Source organism: Streptococcus sp. HSISS2, assembly GCF_000448665.1.
GTDB lineage: Bacteria > Bacillota > Bacilli > Lactobacillales > Streptococcaceae > Streptococcus > Streptococcus raffinosi.
In genome coordinates this window covers 480,437-497,010 of sequence record NZ_CM002133.1, presented here as the reverse complement: position 1 = coordinate 497,010, position 16,574 = coordinate 480,437, and the positions used below count along the sequence as shown (strand labels likewise).

Below are 16,574 nucleotides of genomic sequence, written 5' to 3'. Positions count from 1 at the left end.
CCCTTAATAAAGTGGAAAGGCATCTGTAAGTGTTTTGACTTCACCACGAATGCGTTCCAAAACTTCTGGTTTGTCGTGATTTTCCAAAGCTTGGATCATCAACTCAGCAATCTTACGGCTCTCAGCTTCACCCATACCACGACTTGTAATAGCTGGGCTACCTACACGAATACCAGATGTTTTGAATGGTGACAATTGTTCATAAGGAATACCATTTTTGTTCAAGGTAATATTCACTTCTTCAAGAACATTTTGAGCAACCTTACCATTTTCAACAACCTTAGTCACATCGACCAAGAAGAGGTGATTATTTGTTCCGCCTGAAATGACACGGAAGTCTGGATGTTGATTGAAAACATCTGCCATAGCTGCGGCGTTCTTGATGACATTTTCACCGTATTCCTTAAAGGCAGGGTCAAGTGCTTCTTTAAGGGCAACAGCCTTAGCTGCAATAACGTGTTCCAAAGGACCACCTTGCAAACCAGGGAAGACGGCAGAATTGATTTTCTTAGCAATGTCTTCATCATTAGTCAAGATCAATCCACCACGAGGACCACGGAGAGTCTTGTGAGTTGTTGTGGTTGTCACATGTGCGTAAGGTACTGGACTTGGATGATGGCCTGATGCCACAAGACCAGCAATATGAGCCATATCTACCATGAGATAAGCACCTACTGCATCAGCGATTTCACGGAATTTAGCAAAATCAATGATACGTGAGTAAGCTGAAGCCCCCGCAACAATAAGTTTTGGTTTTACTTCTTTTGCTTGAGCAAGGATAGCATCATAATCAAGAAGCTCAGTTTCCTTATCAACATTGTAAGCAACGAAGTGATAAGTCTTACCAGAGAAACTAACTGGCGCACCATGTGTCAAGTGACCACCAGCTGACAAATCCATCCCCATCACAGTGTCACCTGGTTGAATCAAAGACATGTAAACAGCAGCATTGGCCTGACTACCTGAGTGAGGTTGTACATTGGCAAATTTTGCACCAAAAAGTTTCTTAGCACGTTCAATAGCAAGGGTTTCAACCACATCAATAACATCTGTACCACCGTAGTAACGCTTACCAGGATAGCCTTCAGCGTATTTGTTGGTCAAAAGTGTTCCTTGAGCCGCCATAACAGCCTTAGAAACGACATTTTCAGAAGCAATCAATTCAATATTGTTCTGCTGGCGTTCTTCTTCTTTGGCAACGGCTTCCCAAAGTTCAGGGTCAAATGCTTTGTAATCTTCTTTGTCAAAAATCATTGAAATCTCCTATTTATTGGTCTAATGGGTTTTTCTCAACTCACCCATACACAACTGAAAGTTTTCTCACACTTTCCCGGGTCACTGTTAGTCATTTATTCTATGGTCAACTCTGGTAGAGCTGCCAATAGGTCATCTTTTGTAATCTTTCCCTGTCTAAGTATTCTTGCTGGAGTAACAGACAGGTCCAAAATCGTCGAATCTAGGCCCAACAGGGCATCATCATCTTGATAGCCTGTCACCTGAAAATCAAACTGCGCTCTGATGTGGTCAAAATAACGGCCACTTGCCATTCCCGACTTGTTAGCGGATGGACCAATCAGAGGTCCTTCAGCTTGAATCAATTCTCTAGTCACAGGATGGTTTGGCAAGCGAAAGCCAACCGTCGCCAAACCCGAATTAATCCACTTAGGTACTTGGTCATTAGCTTTTAAAATGATGGTCAAAGGTCCAGGCAAAAAAGCATCGTAAAGTTTTTTGAGATAGTCGGGTTGCTCTTTTGAATAGGTCAATATATCTTCATAAGAAGCGACATTCAAATTCATAGCCTTATCCCTAGGACGATTTTTTAGCTCATAGACATGATTGACCGCCTTCTCGTCCAAAGCTCTAGCAAAAAGACCATAAACCGTCTCTGTGGGAAGGACGACTGCCCCTCCATTTGCCAAGATTGCTTTTAAATCCGTGTTAGTTTCCATCATCCATCACAACCATTCTATCCTGCCCAAATTGGTCCTTAAGGACACGCACACACTTATCTGGAAAATGTAGAGACAAGAGTTTCTTCAAATCACTGCCCTGCTTATAGCCAATCTCAAAATAGAGTTTTCCTTGAGGACTTAGATGCTTAGCAGCCCTCTCAATAATCTGTCTATAAATGGCAAGGCCATCTTCATCAGCAAACAAAGCCAACTTGGGCTCACTAGTCAAGACATTTAAACCAACTTCGTTCTTATCATTTTCAGAAATATAGGGAGGATTGGACACAATAATATCAAAACTACCAGAAATATTTTCAAAAACATCCGATTGAATAAAACTGATGTCTACTTGGTTGAGCTTGGCATTTTCTCTAGCAAGTTCTAAAGCATCCACAGACAAGTCACTGGCTGTCACTTGCCAAAGAGGACAACTCTCTTTCAGAGACACTGCAATAGCACCACTCCCAGTTCCAATATCAAGAACCTTAAGCTCTGTCTTTGGGTTTTCCACCAAAATTAGCTCCACTAATTCCTCAGTTTCAGGACGAGGAATCAAAACACGCTCATCAACTTGAAAACGTAAGCCATGAAAATCTTCAAAACCTAGGATATACTGAGCAGGTTTATGCGCTTTTAGTTGATTAAAGATACTAGAAAGAAGCTTTTCGTCTTCCTCTGAAACTTCTTGTCGTAGATGAAGAACAAATTGCGTCAAATCCCAATGTTTCAAACCACGATAGACAAAGGACAGAGCCTCTGGCTCTTCTCCAACAGCCCCAAGTTCCTTCTCATAGCCTGCTAAGGCATCTGCCAGAATCATTTGTTAAGTTCTTCCAATTTTTGTGTTTGATCGTAAAGAACCAAAGCATCAACAACTTCATCTAGTTTACCAGCTAAAATCGTATCTAGTTTTTGAAGGGTCAAACCAATACGGTGATCTGTCACACGGTTTTGTGGGAAGTTGTACGTACGGATACGCTCTGAACGATCCCCTGTACCAACAGTCGATTTACGTTCAGCATCTTGTTCATCTTGAGCAATCTGTGCGAAGTGGTCAGCCACACGGGCACGAATAATCTTCATGGCTTTATCACGGTTTTTCTGTTGCGTACGTTCTTCTTGCATTTCAACCTTAATGCCAGTTGGAATATGGACCATACGAACGGCAGTCGCAACCTTATTGACGTTCTGACCACCAGCACCAGAAGCGTGATAGATATCAACACGAAGGTCTTTAGGATCAATTTCATAATCCACTTCTTCAACTTCTGGCATGACCAAGACAGTTGCCGTTGAAGTATGGACACGTCCTTGGCTCTCAGTCACAGGGACACGTTGTACACGGTGCGCTCCCGATTCATATTTGAGTTTAGAGTAGACTGATTGTCCTGAAACCATGGCAACCACTTCTTTGATACCTCCGACACCATTATATGATGCTTCCATGACCTCAAAGCGCCAACCTTGTGTTTCAGCGTATTTTTGGTACATATTTAAGAGGTCTCCCGCAAACAAAGCTGCTTCATCACCACCTGCAGCCCCACGGATTTCAAGGATGATATTCTTGTCATCATTAGGGTCTTTTGGCAAGAGAAGAATTTTCAAACGTTCTTCGTACTCCTCTTTAGCGGCTTTGGATTCTTTGAGTTCTTCCTTAGCCATTTCTTCCAAGTCAGGATCACCGCTTGCTTCCTTAATCATCTCCTCAGCATCTGTGATGTTTTGGATAACTTGCTTGTATTCACGGTAAACTGTTACAGTTTCACGGGTATTAGCCTCCTCACGAGACAATTCCATAAAACGCTTAGTATCCGAAACAACCTCAGGGTCACTAAGTAGCTCTCCTAATTCCTCGTAACGGTCTTCAACCGCCTGCAACTGATCATAAATGTTCATTTGTTACTGTTACTCCTTGTATAACTGATAATCGTTTTTAATCCTCTTTCAAAGGAACTATTTTCTTGCGAGGTGGGTTAAACCAGTGCTTTCGACAAACGGAAATATAACTCTCATGACCTCCAATTTGAACCTGTGCCCCTTCATAAACTGGCTCTCCATTTTCCATGCGTAGAACCATAGTTGCCTTCCTAGAGCAGTAATGACAGATGGTTTTTATTTCATCAATCTTGTCAGATAAAAGCAAGAGATACTTTGATCCCTCAAACAGGTTGTTTTGAAAATCATTTTTTAAGCCAAATGCCATTACGGGAATATCCAATTCGTCAACAATACGTGCCAAATCGTAGACATTTGCCCGAGTCAGAAATTGAGCCTCATCAATCAAAACACAATAAGGACTAGGATTCATAGCAGCAATGTATCCAAAAATATCCGTGTCATTACCAATTGGATAAGCCTTACGTTTCATACCTATTCGGCTAGAAATATAACCTACACCATCTCGATTATCCAGACGACTGGTCATAAGCACAACTGGTTTTCCCTGTTCTTCATAATTATGGGCCACCTTGAGAATTTCAATAGATTTTCCCGAATTCATGGTGCCGTAGCGAAAATAAAGCTGTGCCAAACCAGACTCCTCTAAAATATATTTTGTACTTATTTTATCATAATTCGAGACGCAAAAGGGCCTGATACTGAACAATTTTTGAAAAAATTCACATTGTCTTCTTATTCTTGACTCAAATAAGAAAATCAGTACCAACCTTTTTAACAGAGCACTTAGTCATTCTGTTTGAGCTACACTCGTTTAGCTCTTACATCTACTTTATCTTAACCTTATTTCTTATGAATAAGCCTGAGTCAATTTTTCAAGAAGTTCTTCTTTCTCTTCATTACTAGCAAAGGAAGCCTCAATCGCTGTCTTATTGTGAACAAAGAAATCTTGAACAGAAGTGTTAAAATGCTTGTGATAGAGTTCGTATTCTTTGGTTAGGTTTGTATCAGAAACGGTACGATTGTCCGTATTAATCGTAATGTTTGCCCCCGCTGCTTTCATTTTTAGGTAAGGGAAATCAGCAACAGTCACAGCTGCCTTGGTCTGAAGATTACTTGTCAGACACAATTCACCTGTGACACCATTTTTACAAATTCTTCCAAAAGTTCAGGCTCTTGAGCCAGGATAGTCGCATGTCCATTACGCTTGATTCCCATTGCAATAGACTGAGCTAGGAAGGCTGGGCAGCCACATTCACCTGCGTGGAAAGTCATAGGACGGTCGTAATTCTGAACTTGTTCAATCAAAGTTTCAATAGCCTTTGGTCCATAATGATGCTCATCACCAGCAAAATCAAAGCCAACAAAATCAGTCTCTTCAACCTTATTGGCTTCATCAAGGATACGAGAAGTCAAATCTTGATCCGATTGACGCATTCCACAAACCAAAGCCTTAGCCACAATACCGAATTCGTCCTGAGCTTGACGTAATCCTTGACATACAGCTTGGATAGTTTCAACGACAGTCAGCCCCTTATCCATAGACAATTCAGGTGCAAAACGCACTTCAATATAGATGACATTCTCAAGAGCAGCCTGCTTAGCCACATCATAGGCAGCAAGGGTTAAAGCTTCCTTAGTCTGTAACAGTGGGCGAATGTAATCGAAAGCCTCCAAATAATCCAGAAGACTCTCACAGGTATGTGGAGCTGTCACATGGTGTTTGAGCTCTTCGTCATCTTCTGGCAGTTCAATCTGTGCTAATTTAGCAAGATGACGAATGGTCTCTATTGACAAAGAACCATCCAAATGGCAGTGCAATTCTGTTTTAGCCAAGTGATGAAAATCGATAGCTGTCAATTTTTTCTCTCCCAATCTTTGTTTTTGTTAATCAAATAAAATTAATTTTTACTATATTATCATTCCATAGAAAAAAGTCAAGATGCTAGAGCTAATGAGACGTAGCAGATTCTTGAAATGCCACTAGCATTTTGTTAGGATGTAACTATCAAGAATACAAGGAGAATTATCATGTCTGACTATATTTTACCCGAAGTTTGGGAAAATCCAGCTGCTATGGGAGGAGCCTGGGGTGGTATTAACCAACCGACTGCTGGTGCTTGTTTTGAACAAACCTTACCAAAAGGCGATCAACCTTTCCAACTCTATACTCTTCCGACGCCAAACGGTATCAAGGCAACTATCATGTTAGAAGAACTTAAAGAACTCGGTGTGGCTCAAGCAGGTTATGATGCTTATCGTATTAAGATTGGTGATGGTGACCAGTTTGGATCAGACTTTGTTGCTGTCAATCCAAATTCAAAGATTCCTGCCATGATGGATTATTCCGAAGACCAACCCGTTCGTGTCTTTGAATCAGCTAACATCCTCCTTTACTTGGCTGAAAAGTTTGGAAAACTTATTCCAACTGATCACGCTAAACGTACTGAAGTTCTCAACTGGCTCTTTTGGCAAACAGGCGCTGCACCTTTCCTAGGCGGTGGTTTTGGTCACTTCTTCCATTACGCTCCTGAAAAAATCAAATACGCCATCAACCGTTTTGCTATGGAAGCCAAACGTCAACTTGACTTGCTTGATAAAGAACTTGCAACCAAACCTTATATCGCTGGGGATGAGTATACTATCGCTGATATCGCAATCTGGTCTTGGTATGGCCGACTTGCTCAGGATAAGATTTGGGACAAGGCTGGTATCTTCCTTAACGTTAAAGAATACAAGCATCTTCAAGCTTGGGCTGACAAGATCAGCAACCGTCCAGCTGTTCAGCGTGGACTTGAAGTTGATTATAAAGAGATTTAATTTTTGTAACGGTTAGTCTAGGCTAATCGTTTTTGCTTCTATTCATGATATAATAGAAAAAAATCACAAGGAGATTTTCATGACTGTATTTCAAGCTATTTTAGAAAAATCAAAGCTTATGACACTATTATTATTCATCGCCACCAACGACCAGACCCTGATGCCATCGGTAGTCAGGTAGGTTTGAAGGAAATTTTGAAAACAAACTTTCCAGATAAAAAGGTCCTTGCAACGGGTATCAATGAACCGACTCTATCTTGGATTGCTGAGATGGACGAAGTAGCTGATCAGGATTATGAAAGAGCTCTTGTTATCATTACTGATACCGCCAATACTCCTCGTATTGATGATGACCGATATAGTAAGGGCGACTTTCTTATCAAAATTGACCATCATCCTAACGATGATGCCTACGGAGACCTGCTTTTAGTTGATACTACTGCTTCAAGTGCCAGCGAAATTGTGACAGACTGGGCTCTCACTGTCGGTTTAGCCCTTTCAGATGCGGCTGCACGTGTTCTCTATAATGGCATAGTTGGCGATACGGGACGCTTCCTCTTCCCATCGACAACTGCAAAAACACTTCACATTGCAGCAAAACTACGTGAATACGACTTCGATTTTTCTGCTATGGCACGTCGTATGGACAGTTTTCCCTTCAAAATCGCTAAATTGCAAGGCTATGTTTTCGATAATCTTGAAGTCGATGAAAATGGAGCAGCTCGAGTCGTCCTAACACGAAAAGTGCTTGATAACTTTAATGTCACAGATGCTGAAAGTTCAGCCATTGTTGGTACTCCTGGTCATATTGACACCGTTCAATCATGGGCTATTTTCGTAGAGCAGCCTGAAGGGCATTACCGTGTGCGCCTTCGTAGTAAGTCTATTGTCATCAACGAGATTGCTAAGCGTCATGACGGTGGTGGACACCCACTTGCCAGTGGTGCCAATTCCTACAGCTTAGAGGAAAATGACCAAATCTATCAAGAAATCAAGGATACTGTTTCCCATGCAACTCACTAATCGTCGTGTACATCTTATGGGAACTGTTATTGATGTTTCCATCTATCATAATCAACCAGAGCCTCTACTTGATCAAGTTGAGGCACTGCTTAATCTTTATAATAAGCGTTTTTCTGCCAATGATGACAGTTCCGAACTCATGCAGATTAATAAGGCTGCCGGTATACATCCTATAAACGTTCATCCAGAACTGTTCGAACTGATTTCTCTTGGAAAATGGCATAGTTGCCAAGTTGGAAGCCACCTTAATATTGCCATTGGTCCTCTCATTCAGACCTGGCGGATTGGCTTTTCTGATGCCAGACTTCCACTTTCTGAAGAAATCGCTCCACTCCTAGATATTATTAATCCCAATGCCATTGTCCTATCCGAGGAAAATCAAAGTGTCTTCCTCAAAGAGAAGGGAATGAAAATTGATCTGGGTGCCTTAGCTAAAGGTTATATCGCAGATCGGATTGCAGACTTTCTCAAAGCTGAAAAAGTAACCAGTGCCTTGATAAATCTAGGAGGCAATGTTCTAACCTTCGGACCAGCTCTCCATAATCCTGACCATAAATGGCGAATCGGTATTCAAAATCCTAAGGAGACGAGAAACACCAATCTCATGGTGCTTGCTATCAGAGACCAATCTGTCGTCACTTCTGGAATCTATGAACGTACTTTTGAAATAGACGGTAAGACCTATCATCATATTTTTGATAGTCAAACCGGCTATCCTGTTACTAGCACTCTTGAAAGCCTTACTATCATTTCTCCACTTTCAGTTGATGGTGAAATTTGGACGACTCGTTTATTTGGGTCAAGTCTTGAGCATATTTTCCAAGAAGTTAGTGCCCATGAAGACCTTGAAGCCATTATTATTGATAAAGATAACCACTGCTTTCAAACAAGCGGTGTATACAAGATACGACTTTCCTAAAAAATAGGGAAAAAGACTTGTCAAGAAGTTAAGGTTTTGATAAACTAGAATAGTTAAAAAAACTATGGTGCGAAAAGTACCATGGCAGAAAGGAAACATTTTAACATGAAAAAAGATATCCATCCAGATTACCGTCCAGTAGTATTCATGGACACAACTACTGGTTACCAATTCCTTAGTGGTTCAACTAAGTACTCAAACGAAACAGTTGAATTCGAAGGTGAAACTTACCCACTTATCCGTGTAGAAATTTCATCAGATTCTCACCCATTCTACACAGGCCGTCAAAAATTCACACAAGCAGACGGACGCGTGGATCGTTTCAACAAAAAATACGGTCTCAAATAAGCAACATCTTGTTGTTAAGCCATTCCAATTGGAATGGTTTTTTTGTATTCTCTTGGCTATAATCTCTCCTAACCCCCTCCTTTAAAATAAAAACAGCTTCCATATGGAAACCGTTTAATCCTATTAACCTGCTTTACCAATAGCCAAAGCCCAGATAAAGAAGAGTGCAAATCCGAACAAGAAAATCAAACCTGCAATGGCAAGCACTTTCAACCACATTGGAAAATCTTTCTTAGCCTTAGTGACAAGCACATAGTTCAATAGCGCAAAGAAAGGTGTCGTCAAGAATGAACCAATCATGGCGAAACGGAGCATGGTACCAACTTGACCTTGGAAGAAGATAATGATGATAAGACCAATAATTGAAGTCAAAGTCATCCATACGTTCAAAGGTGTTGCACTGGATTCTTTCTTGTTAAACAAAAGTCGTAGAGATATCTCATTTACACGTGAATAACCATCAATAACTGTGATAACGGTACCAAAGATACACAAGAAAGCAATGAAAGTAATCAAGTAGCGAGACCAAGTACCAAGCACTGATTCATACATACCGACGAATTGTGCGATATAGGCCGCTGAGGCTGCTACTACAGGTTTACCAGTTGGATACTGGATTAGAGCACCGAGTGCTACAAAGAATACTGCAAGAATAGCTGTTCCGATGTAACCAACGTTAAAGTCAAAGAGGGCATCATCAGTGTTAAAATCAACAGTTTTCTTTTTCTCAGCTGACCAAAGTGAGTTGATGGCTGAAATTTCGATTGGAGCTGGCATCCAACCAAGAAGCGACACGATAAATGGAAGGGCTGCTAACTGCCATGGTGTTTTTTCAACGAAGTCAGCACTGTACTCTGGGTGTTTGATTGCCGCAATAATAACTGCTGCTACTGTTGCGATAGTCAAGGCTGACATGATCCATTTAGCCATACCATCAAGAAGTTTGTACCCTCCAAAGAGCAACATTCCCCAAATAATAGCAACCAAGATGAACGACCAAACAGTAATAGTCAAACCTAGCATCGGAAAGGCACTTGCAATGATAGCTGCACAGAGGATTGCAACACCTGCTGTATTAACCAAAGCTGAGAAAACATTGAGGATGAAGAATACCCAAAGGTAGAACTTCCCTTTTTCAGCATACCCTTCAACTAGAGTTTTCCCAGTATCTGCTGTGTATTCCGCACCAAAACGGAAAAATGGATATTTAAAGAGATTAGCTAGAATAACCAAACCTAACAAGGCCCAGCCATACTTACCTCCGGCTTGTGTTGAAGAAACGATATGAGAACCACCTACAGCTGCTGAAGCCATTAGGATACCGGGTCCCATTGCTTTTATTTTACTACGCCAGGTAGACTGACTAGTTACAATTGTTTGTGACATAAGAAAATCTCCTAAAACAAATTTTCAGAATAATCTGAATCGATGCTTACCATTGTACACAATTGTTGGAATAATTTCAATAGCATTTCACATATTTTCTGAAAAATCGAAAAAAGCCATCCAAACGGATAGCTCTTTCACTATTTAAAAAGTCCAGTAAAGAAATCTACGATAGCTTGCCAGATTTGCGCAAAAATATTTTTGCTATTTTCAAGTGTCTTGTTAGCATCAAATTTTAAGTTGATGCTAGAGAAGGTATTTCCAGCTTTAGAAACGATAGAATCTTTCAATGAACTCAAGCTTGACTTGAAACTAGCACTATCGATGATTGAGGACTTAGATAAATTCAAAGCAAAATTAACCAAAAGATTGATTTGATTATCAGAAAGATTCAAGTTGTAGTTATTGATGGTTTGCTGAACAATTGTTTTAGCTTGATCTTCAGTCAACTTGTCGCCTTTATCTGCAACTGCAGATTTGATATCAGTCATGGCTACATTAAGCTTATCAGCATCATAGTTACTCTTACCTGAATTTTCCTCATTGATTTGAGAAAGGGTTTTAAGTTCCTCTTGGGCAAGCTCCTTGCTTTCATCTGAAACTTTGGCTCCATTTTGCTCAAGGGAATAATAAATACCAGCCAAGGCACTTTCACCAGTAACGGCAATCGGTGCTGCTACTGTAATCTTAGCATGTTCAATACCAAGTGTCGTGGCAGCATTACGGTACATATCTGGAGTGATTTTCGTGATATTTTGTGGCGTTACAATATCAACAGTCAAGGTTTCTTTAGCACCTAGCTTTGCTATTTTAACCGAAGAATATAACTGTAAACTAGAATCGTCTGCAACATTCATGATTTTTGCATATGCTGATGTCGTTAGCGTCTTAACATTGGTATCTTTATTGCTATCATAACCCAACAAATTCAAGGTCTGGTTGCGTTGGTCTTCTGACAAAGAATACCCCATGACATAGTCAGGCTGAACATAAGATTCATCAATAACCTTTTGAACGTCTGACGATGTGGCTGCTTGAGCAGCTGAAGCAAAGGTGGTCACTGAAGCTAACAGAGCAGCCCCAGTAATAAAAAGTTTTTTCAATTTCATGTGCTTTTCCTTTCGAAAATAGATTAGTATCCATAATCTCCTAAAGGGCGACTGACAAAAGGGCCAGACGTGAATCAATTATACCATGACTTGAAAAAATAAGGTCAAAAAACTACTCATGCAACTCCAAAGGAAGACCATCAGGATCGTCAAAAAAAGTCATCTTTTCGCCAGTAAACGTATCCCTTCGAATAGGTTGGCAAGAGATACCTTTTTCTTCTAAGTCTTTTACAACTTCCTCTATATGAGAAACCTTGAATGCTAAATGACGTAAGCCACAAGCTTCAGGATAGGATGGACGTTGAGGTGGCTCCACATAGGCCGGATCATTCGTTTTATTGCCAAAGATTTCAAGCTCTATGGCCCCACAACGTAAGTCTAACTTATAATCATGACGCTCGGGACGATGATTTTCCCTAATGATTTCAAAACCAAGTTTATTGACATAAAAATCTCGAGAGCGCTCATAATCAGAAACTATGATGGCAACATGGTGTACCGTATTTAAAAACACTTTTTCCTCCTTAGAAAAAGGCCTTACGGCCTTTTCTCAACTTTGAAATTGGTTATATGATTTGTTAAAGGCATCAATAATATCTGAATTAGCCTTATCATATTCTACTTGAGTTTTCAAAACTCCTTTGACAATTGTACGCTGAGTTGCTTCAGCATCTGTACAAGTCACAAGAGTAACTTCTGACTTACCAGGTGAATCATCAACCACCGCTACTTCAGTTGGTTGAACAACTGTAACCTCACTAATGACATAAGTGTAGACTTTATTTTTATCCGTAAGATAAATCTTCATGCCTTTCTTAGCCCTATCAAGAGGTGAAAAAAGCATGTCAGAAGCTCCTGCAATACCAAAAACATGGTGACTAGCCAGAGCATAATTGTTTTCCCCACCCATGACTTGAGTTTCCTTCATGGTTCCTGCACCGTAAGTCAACTCTGTATTTCCAAGGCCTTTGAAAATAGGGAGGTTGATACCGACCTCAGGAATGGCAATACCACCAATAACCGGAAGCTTTTGAGCATCCATTTGCGCTTGCAAAACGGATCCAGTACTGATTGATTGAACATTTTCAAAGTCAAAGCTAGTCTTAGCTTCTTTGTTTTTCTCAATTGTCTTTTTAGAAACATTACTAACTTGATATTTATTGGTGTTCCAGGCAATCACAGTGTTGCGGATGGACTTATTGAAAAATAGCGCTAGACCAACAACCAAAAGAACAACAATCAAGACCCAACGAAGGATTTCAAGACATTTATGACGCTTTTTAGTTGTCTTATTTTTCTTATCTCTGCTCATCAGTTATCACCACTTTCTTGGACGGCCTCGGGAGCTTTCACAACTTCTTCTGGTTCAACCAAAGCAAAAGTTACAATTCGAGCAGAATTATCCAAACGCATGACCTTAACCCCTTGAGTGGCACGTCCAGTTTGGGAAATATTGGCAACTGCTGTACGAATGATAACACCTGTATCAGTCATGACCATGATGTCCTCGTTACCAGAAACGGTAGCAATACCAGCTAAATGACCGTTCTTATCAGTGATATTAGCCGTCTTGATACCTTTACCGCCACGCCCCTTAGTTGGGTATTCAGTGGCTGAAGTACGCTTACCATAACCTTTTTCAGAGATAATCAATACTTCTTGGTCGTCCATAATGGCGGCAGCACCAACGACTTGGTCGCCATCACGAAGAGTCACTCCTTTAACACCAGCAGCCATACGACCCATGCTTCGAATCGTATTTTCCTTGAAGCGTACACTGTATCCAAACTTAGTACCAATGATAATTTCTTCATTTCCTGTAGTCAAGAAGACATTGATTAGTTCATCACCTTCTCTAAGTTTTAAGGCAATCAAACCATTTTGGCGAATGTTTTTGAACTCGGCTTCTTTAGTGCGCTTAACCAAACCTTGACGAGTCACAAAGACTAGGTGATTATTTTCAGAAGCTTCATCACTCTTAGCATTAATCACCGTTTGAATGGTCTCACCCTCGTCTAACTTCAAGAGGTTGACAATTGGTAATCCCTTGGCTGTACGACCATATTCAGGAATTTCATAGCCCTTAAGACGGTATACACGCCCTTTGTTAGTCATAAAGTAAAGGTGATCATGAGTGCTAGTTGAAACAATATCACGAACAAAGTCATCGTCATTAACACCAGTACCTTGGACCCCACGTCCACCACGTTTTTGTGAGCGGAACTCATCTTGAGCCAAACGTTTAATATAGCCTTTGTTTGAAAGCGTAATAACCACATCTTCTTCTTCGATGAGGTCTTCATCTTCAAGTGAGACAACTTCACCGACCATAAGTTCGGTACGACGAGCATCTCCGAATTTTCGCTTGCTCTCATCCAATTCTTCTTTGATAATGGCAATAACACGTCCAGGTTTCGCCAAGATATCGGCCAAGTCTGCAATCAAGGCTAACAGATCATTATATTCGTTTTGAATCTTATCACGTTCCAAACCGGTCAAACGACGCAAACGCATATCAAGAATCGCTTGACTTTGACGTTCGGTAAGTTCGAAACGAGCCATCAACTCAGCTTGCGCTTCCGAATCCGTTTGACTGTTACGAATAATTGCAATCACTTCATCCAAGTGATCGAGTGCAATTAATAAACCTTCTAAAATATGGGCACGTGCCTCAGCCTTATCCTTGTCAAACTGTGTGCGACGAACCACAACTTCTTTTTGGTGGGCAATATAATCTGCCAAGATTTGACGCAAAGAAAGGATTTTAGGAACACCCTTTTCAATGGCCAACATATTGAAGCTGAAGTTAGTCTGAAGTTGTGTCAATTTGAACAAATTGTTCAAGATAACATTGGCAGAGGCATCACGACGCACTTCGATGACAAAACGTACGCCTTCACGAGAAGACTCGTCACGGACTGCTGTAATTCCTTCCACACGTTTTTCTTGGGCCAAACGAACGATATGCTCATGAACCTTGGTCTTATTGACCATGTAAGGAAACTCAGTGACAACAATACGCTCACGACCTGATTTAGTTGTTTCAATTTCAGTACGCGAACGAAGAACAATAGAGCCCTTACCAGTCTCATAGGCACGGTGAATACCGGTTTTCCCCATGACCAGACCACCCGTTGGAAAATCAGGACCAGGGAGAACTTCCATCAACTCACGTGTTGTGACCTCAGGATTGTCCATCATCAATTTGACAGCATCAATTGTCTCAGACAGATTGTGCGGTGGGATATTGGTCGCCATACCAACGGCAATCCCTGTTGCGCCATTAACAAGTAAATTAGGAATACGTGATGGCAGAACAATTGGCTCACGTTCCGAACCATCGTAGTTATCTTGAAAATCAACAGTATTTTTGTTGAGATCACGGAGCATTTCCAAGGCGAATTTTGACATACGCGCCTCAGTGTAACGCTGAGCGGCGGCTCCGTCACCATCCATAGAACCAAAGTTACCGTGACCATCAACCAACATGTAACGGTAGCTCCACCATTGGGCCATACGAACCATAGCCTCATAGATAGATGAGTCACCATGTGGGTGATATTTACCCATGACATCCCCAGTGATACGAGCTGATTTTTTATGTGGCTTATCAGGTGTCACCCCAAGCTCATTCATTCCATAAAGGATACGACGTTGTACTGGTTTTAAACCATCACGAACATCTGGCAAAGCACGAGCAACGATTACACTCATGGCGTAATCGATAAAACTCGTTTTCATTTCAGATGTCAATTTAACGTCAATTAAATTATTATCTTGCACCTTTAAAATGCCTCTTTTCTTTCATTCAAATCATTCCAAACTCTAATAAAAGAGCATAGAAAATTTCTATATTATTATACCATAAAACGCTTTATTTTTCAGTCTCATAAAACGCTTTCATTCAATATTTACTTAATATCTCGTGACATCTGTCGCTTAAAGTGGTAGAATAAGCATTGTACGGGGTAACCCAATAAAAAATTAAGGAGATGTTTAGACCATGACTGCAACTAAACAACACAAAAAAGTCATCCTTGTTGGTGACGGTGCCGTAGGTTCATCTTACGCTTTCGCACTTGTAAACCAAGGTATCGCTCAAGAACTTGGTATCATTGAAATTCCACAATTGTTCGAAAAAGCTGTTGGTGATGCACTTGACCTTAGTCACGCCCTTGCATTCACTTCACCTAAAAAATCTATGCAGCTAAATACGAAGACTGTGCGGATGCTGACCTTGTAGTTATCACTGCTGGTGCTCCTCAAAAACCAGGTGAAACTCGTCTTGATCTTGTTGGTAAAAACCTTGCCATCAACAAATCAATCGTTACACAAGTTGTTGAATCAGGATTCAAAGGAATCTTCCTTGTAGCCGCTAACCCAGTTGACGTATTGACTTACGCAACATGGAAATTCTCAGGATTCCCTAAAGAACGCGTTGTAGGTTCAGGTACTTCACTTGACTCAGCTCGTTTCCGTCAAGCACTTGCTGAAAAACTTGACGTTGACGCACGTTCAGTTCACGCCTACATCATGGGTGAACACGGTGACTCAGAATTTGCCGTTTGGTCACACGCTAACATCGCTGGTGTAAACCTTGAAGAATTCCTTAAAGACAAAGAAAACGTTCAAGAAGCTGAATTGGTTGAATTGTTCGAAGGTGTTCGTGATGCAGCTTACACAATCATCAACAAAAAAGGTGCTACATACTATGGTATCGCAGTGGCCCTTGCTCGTATCACTAAAGCTATCCTTGACGATGAAAATGCAGTACTTCCATTGTCTGTATTCCAAGAAGGTCAATATGGTGTAAGCAACGTTTATATCGGTCAACCTGCTATCGTTGGTGCACACGGTATTGTACGTCCAGTTAACATCCCATTGAACGATGCTGAACAACAAAAGATGAAAGCTTCAGCTGATGAATTGCAAGCTATCATTGATGAAGCATGGAAAAACCCAGACTTCCAAGAAGCTTCAAAAACTAATGTGACATTAGTTAACTAGAAAAAGTCTCCGAATGTACTGACCCCAAAAAGTTAGACATTTAATTTATCCAAAGGATTTAGTTCTGTATTGCACAGGACTGAGTCCTTTTAGTTTTACCTTAATTCGTTT

The 16,574-nt window shown here is 40.8% G+C and carries 13 protein-coding genes and 3 pseudogenes; 5 read left to right on the top strand and 11 right to left on the bottom strand.

Going from position 1 to position 16,574, the window contains the following annotated elements; translation table 11 throughout:
* Positions 1–3: 3 nt before the first annotated feature.
* The 6 genes and pseudogenes from glyA to add all read right to left on the bottom strand — a co-directional run bounded on the left by glyA (position 4) and on the right by add (position 5,711).
* Positions 4–1,254 (bottom strand): serine hydroxymethyltransferase, encoded by a 1,251-nt coding sequence (glyA, locus tag HSISS2_RS02385; RefSeq protein WP_021145192.1) that lies wholly within the window; start codon positions 1,252–1,254, stop codon positions 4–6.
* Positions 1,255–1,349: 95 nt separating this feature from the next.
* Complete coding sequence (locus tag HSISS2_RS02380) at positions 1,350–1,955, bottom strand: L-threonylcarbamoyladenylate synthase (RefSeq protein WP_021145191.1); 606 nt, start codon at positions 1,953–1,955, stop codon at positions 1,350–1,352.
* A complete protein-coding gene (gene prmC / locus HSISS2_RS02375) occupies positions 1,942–2,775 on the bottom strand; it encodes a peptide chain release factor N(5)-glutamine methyltransferase (RefSeq protein WP_021145190.1) in 834 nt (277 codons plus the stop codon). Before prmC ends, HSISS2_RS02380 begins: the two co-directional genes overlap by 14 nt.
* Positions 2,772–3,851, bottom strand: a complete 1,080-nt coding sequence (prfA, locus tag HSISS2_RS02370; RefSeq protein WP_002887844.1) for a peptide chain release factor 1 — start codon at positions 3,849–3,851, stop codon at positions 2,772–2,774. Before prfA ends, prmC begins: the two co-directional genes overlap by 4 nt.
* A 37-nt stretch (positions 3,852–3,888) precedes the next feature.
* Entirely contained in the window at positions 3,889–4,485 is a 597-nt protein-coding gene (locus HSISS2_RS02365; RefSeq protein WP_002887845.1) for a thymidine kinase, read from the bottom strand.
* A 216-nt stretch (positions 4,486–4,701) separates the two neighbouring features.
* A pseudogene (gene add, locus HSISS2_RS02360) lies at positions 4,702–5,711 on the bottom strand (adenosine deaminase).
* A 171-nt stretch (positions 5,712–5,882) separates the two neighbouring features.
* Between add and yghU the strand changes: the two are divergent.
* The 4 genes and pseudogenes from yghU to HSISS2_RS02340 all read left to right on the top strand — a co-directional run bounded on the left by yghU (position 5,883) and on the right by HSISS2_RS02340 (position 8,961).
* Positions 5,883–6,671: a glutathione-dependent disulfide-bond oxidoreductase gene (gene yghU / locus HSISS2_RS02355; RefSeq protein ID WP_021145187.1), complete on the top strand. Its 789-nt coding sequence runs from the start codon at positions 5,883–5,885 to the stop codon at positions 6,669–6,671.
* 79 nt (positions 6,672–6,750) lie between these two features.
* A pseudogene (locus HSISS2_RS02350) lies at positions 6,751–7,694 on the top strand (bifunctional oligoribonuclease/PAP phosphatase NrnA).
* Positions 7,681–8,613: an FAD:protein FMN transferase gene (locus HSISS2_RS02345; RefSeq protein WP_021145185.1), complete on the top strand. Its 933-nt coding sequence runs from the start codon at positions 7,681–7,683 to the stop codon at positions 8,611–8,613. Before HSISS2_RS02350 ends, HSISS2_RS02345 begins: the two are co-directional and overlap by 14 nt.
* Before the next feature lie 105 nt (positions 8,614–8,718).
* Positions 8,719–8,961 (top strand): type B 50S ribosomal protein L31, encoded by a 243-nt coding sequence (locus HSISS2_RS02340; RefSeq protein ID WP_008534857.1) that lies wholly within the window; start codon positions 8,719–8,721, stop codon positions 8,959–8,961.
* A gap of 123 nt (positions 8,962–9,084) precedes the next feature.
* Here the strand turns inward: HSISS2_RS02340 and HSISS2_RS02335 are convergent, their stop codons facing one another.
* From HSISS2_RS02335 to gyrA, 5 genes are all read right to left on the bottom strand, one after another.
* Positions 9,085–10,347 (bottom strand): NRAMP family divalent metal transporter, encoded by a 1,263-nt coding sequence (locus tag HSISS2_RS02335; protein ID WP_008534859.1) that lies wholly within the window; start codon positions 10,345–10,347, stop codon positions 9,085–9,087.
* A 140-nt stretch (positions 10,348–10,487) separates the two neighbouring features.
* Positions 10,488–11,456: a DUF1002 domain-containing protein gene (locus tag HSISS2_RS02330; protein WP_021145184.1), complete on the bottom strand. Its 969-nt coding sequence runs from the start codon at positions 11,454–11,456 to the stop codon at positions 10,488–10,490.
* A gap of 112 nt (positions 11,457–11,568) precedes the next feature.
* Entirely contained in the window at positions 11,569–11,970 is a 402-nt protein-coding gene (locus HSISS2_RS02325; protein WP_002887861.1) for a VOC family protein, read from the bottom strand.
* Positions 11,971–12,006: 36 nt separating this feature from the next.
* Entirely contained in the window at positions 12,007–12,768 is a 762-nt protein-coding gene (locus HSISS2_RS02320; protein WP_008534865.1) for a class A sortase, read from the bottom strand.
* Positions 12,768–15,239 carry a DNA gyrase subunit A gene (gyrA, locus tag HSISS2_RS02315; protein ID WP_021145183.1) on the bottom strand — a complete coding sequence of 824 codons (2,472 nt, stop codon included), beginning with the start codon at positions 15,237–15,239 and terminating at the stop codon, positions 12,768–12,770. Before gyrA ends, HSISS2_RS02320 begins: the two co-directional genes overlap by 1 nt.
* A gap of 220 nt (positions 15,240–15,459) precedes the next feature.
* Between gyrA and HSISS2_RS02310 the strand changes: the two are divergent.
* Positions 15,460–16,463, top strand: a pseudogene (locus HSISS2_RS02310) (L-lactate dehydrogenase).
* Positions 16,464–16,574: the final 111 nt, after the last annotated feature.

Coding starts and splice junctions, on each gene's coding strand:
- HSISS2_RS02320 (WP_008534865.1), bottom strand. CDS start 12,768: ATGAGCAGAGATAAGAAAAATAAGACAACTAAAAAGCGTCATAAATGT.
- HSISS2_RS02345 (WP_021145185.1), top strand. CDS start 7,681: ATGCAACTCACTAATCGTCGTGTACATCTTATGGGAACTGTTATTGAT.
- prmC (WP_021145190.1), bottom strand. CDS start 2,775: ATGATTCTGGCAGATGCCTTAGCAGGCTATGAGAAGGAACTTGGGGCT.
- yghU (WP_021145187.1), top strand. CDS start 5,883: ATGTCTGACTATATTTTACCCGAAGTTTGGGAAAATCCAGCTGCTATG.
- HSISS2_RS02335 (WP_008534859.1), bottom strand. CDS start 10,347: ATGTCACAAACAATTGTAACTAGTCAGTCTACCTGGCGTAGTAAAATA.
- prfA (WP_002887844.1), bottom strand. CDS start 3,851: ATGAACATTTATGATCAGTTGCAGGCGGTTGAAGACCGTTACGAGGAA.
- HSISS2_RS02380 (WP_021145191.1), bottom strand. CDS start 1,955: ATGATGGAAACTAACACGGATTTAAAAGCAATCTTGGCAAATGGAGGG.
- HSISS2_RS02340 (WP_008534857.1), top strand. CDS start 8,719: ATGAAAAAAGATATCCATCCAGATTACCGTCCAGTAGTATTCATGGAC.
- HSISS2_RS02330 (WP_021145184.1), bottom strand. CDS start 11,456: ATGAAATTGAAAAAACTTTTTATTACTGGGGCTGCTCTGTTAGCTTCA.
- glyA (WP_021145192.1), bottom strand. CDS start 1,254: ATGATTTTTGACAAAGAAGATTACAAAGCATTTGACCCTGAACTTTGG.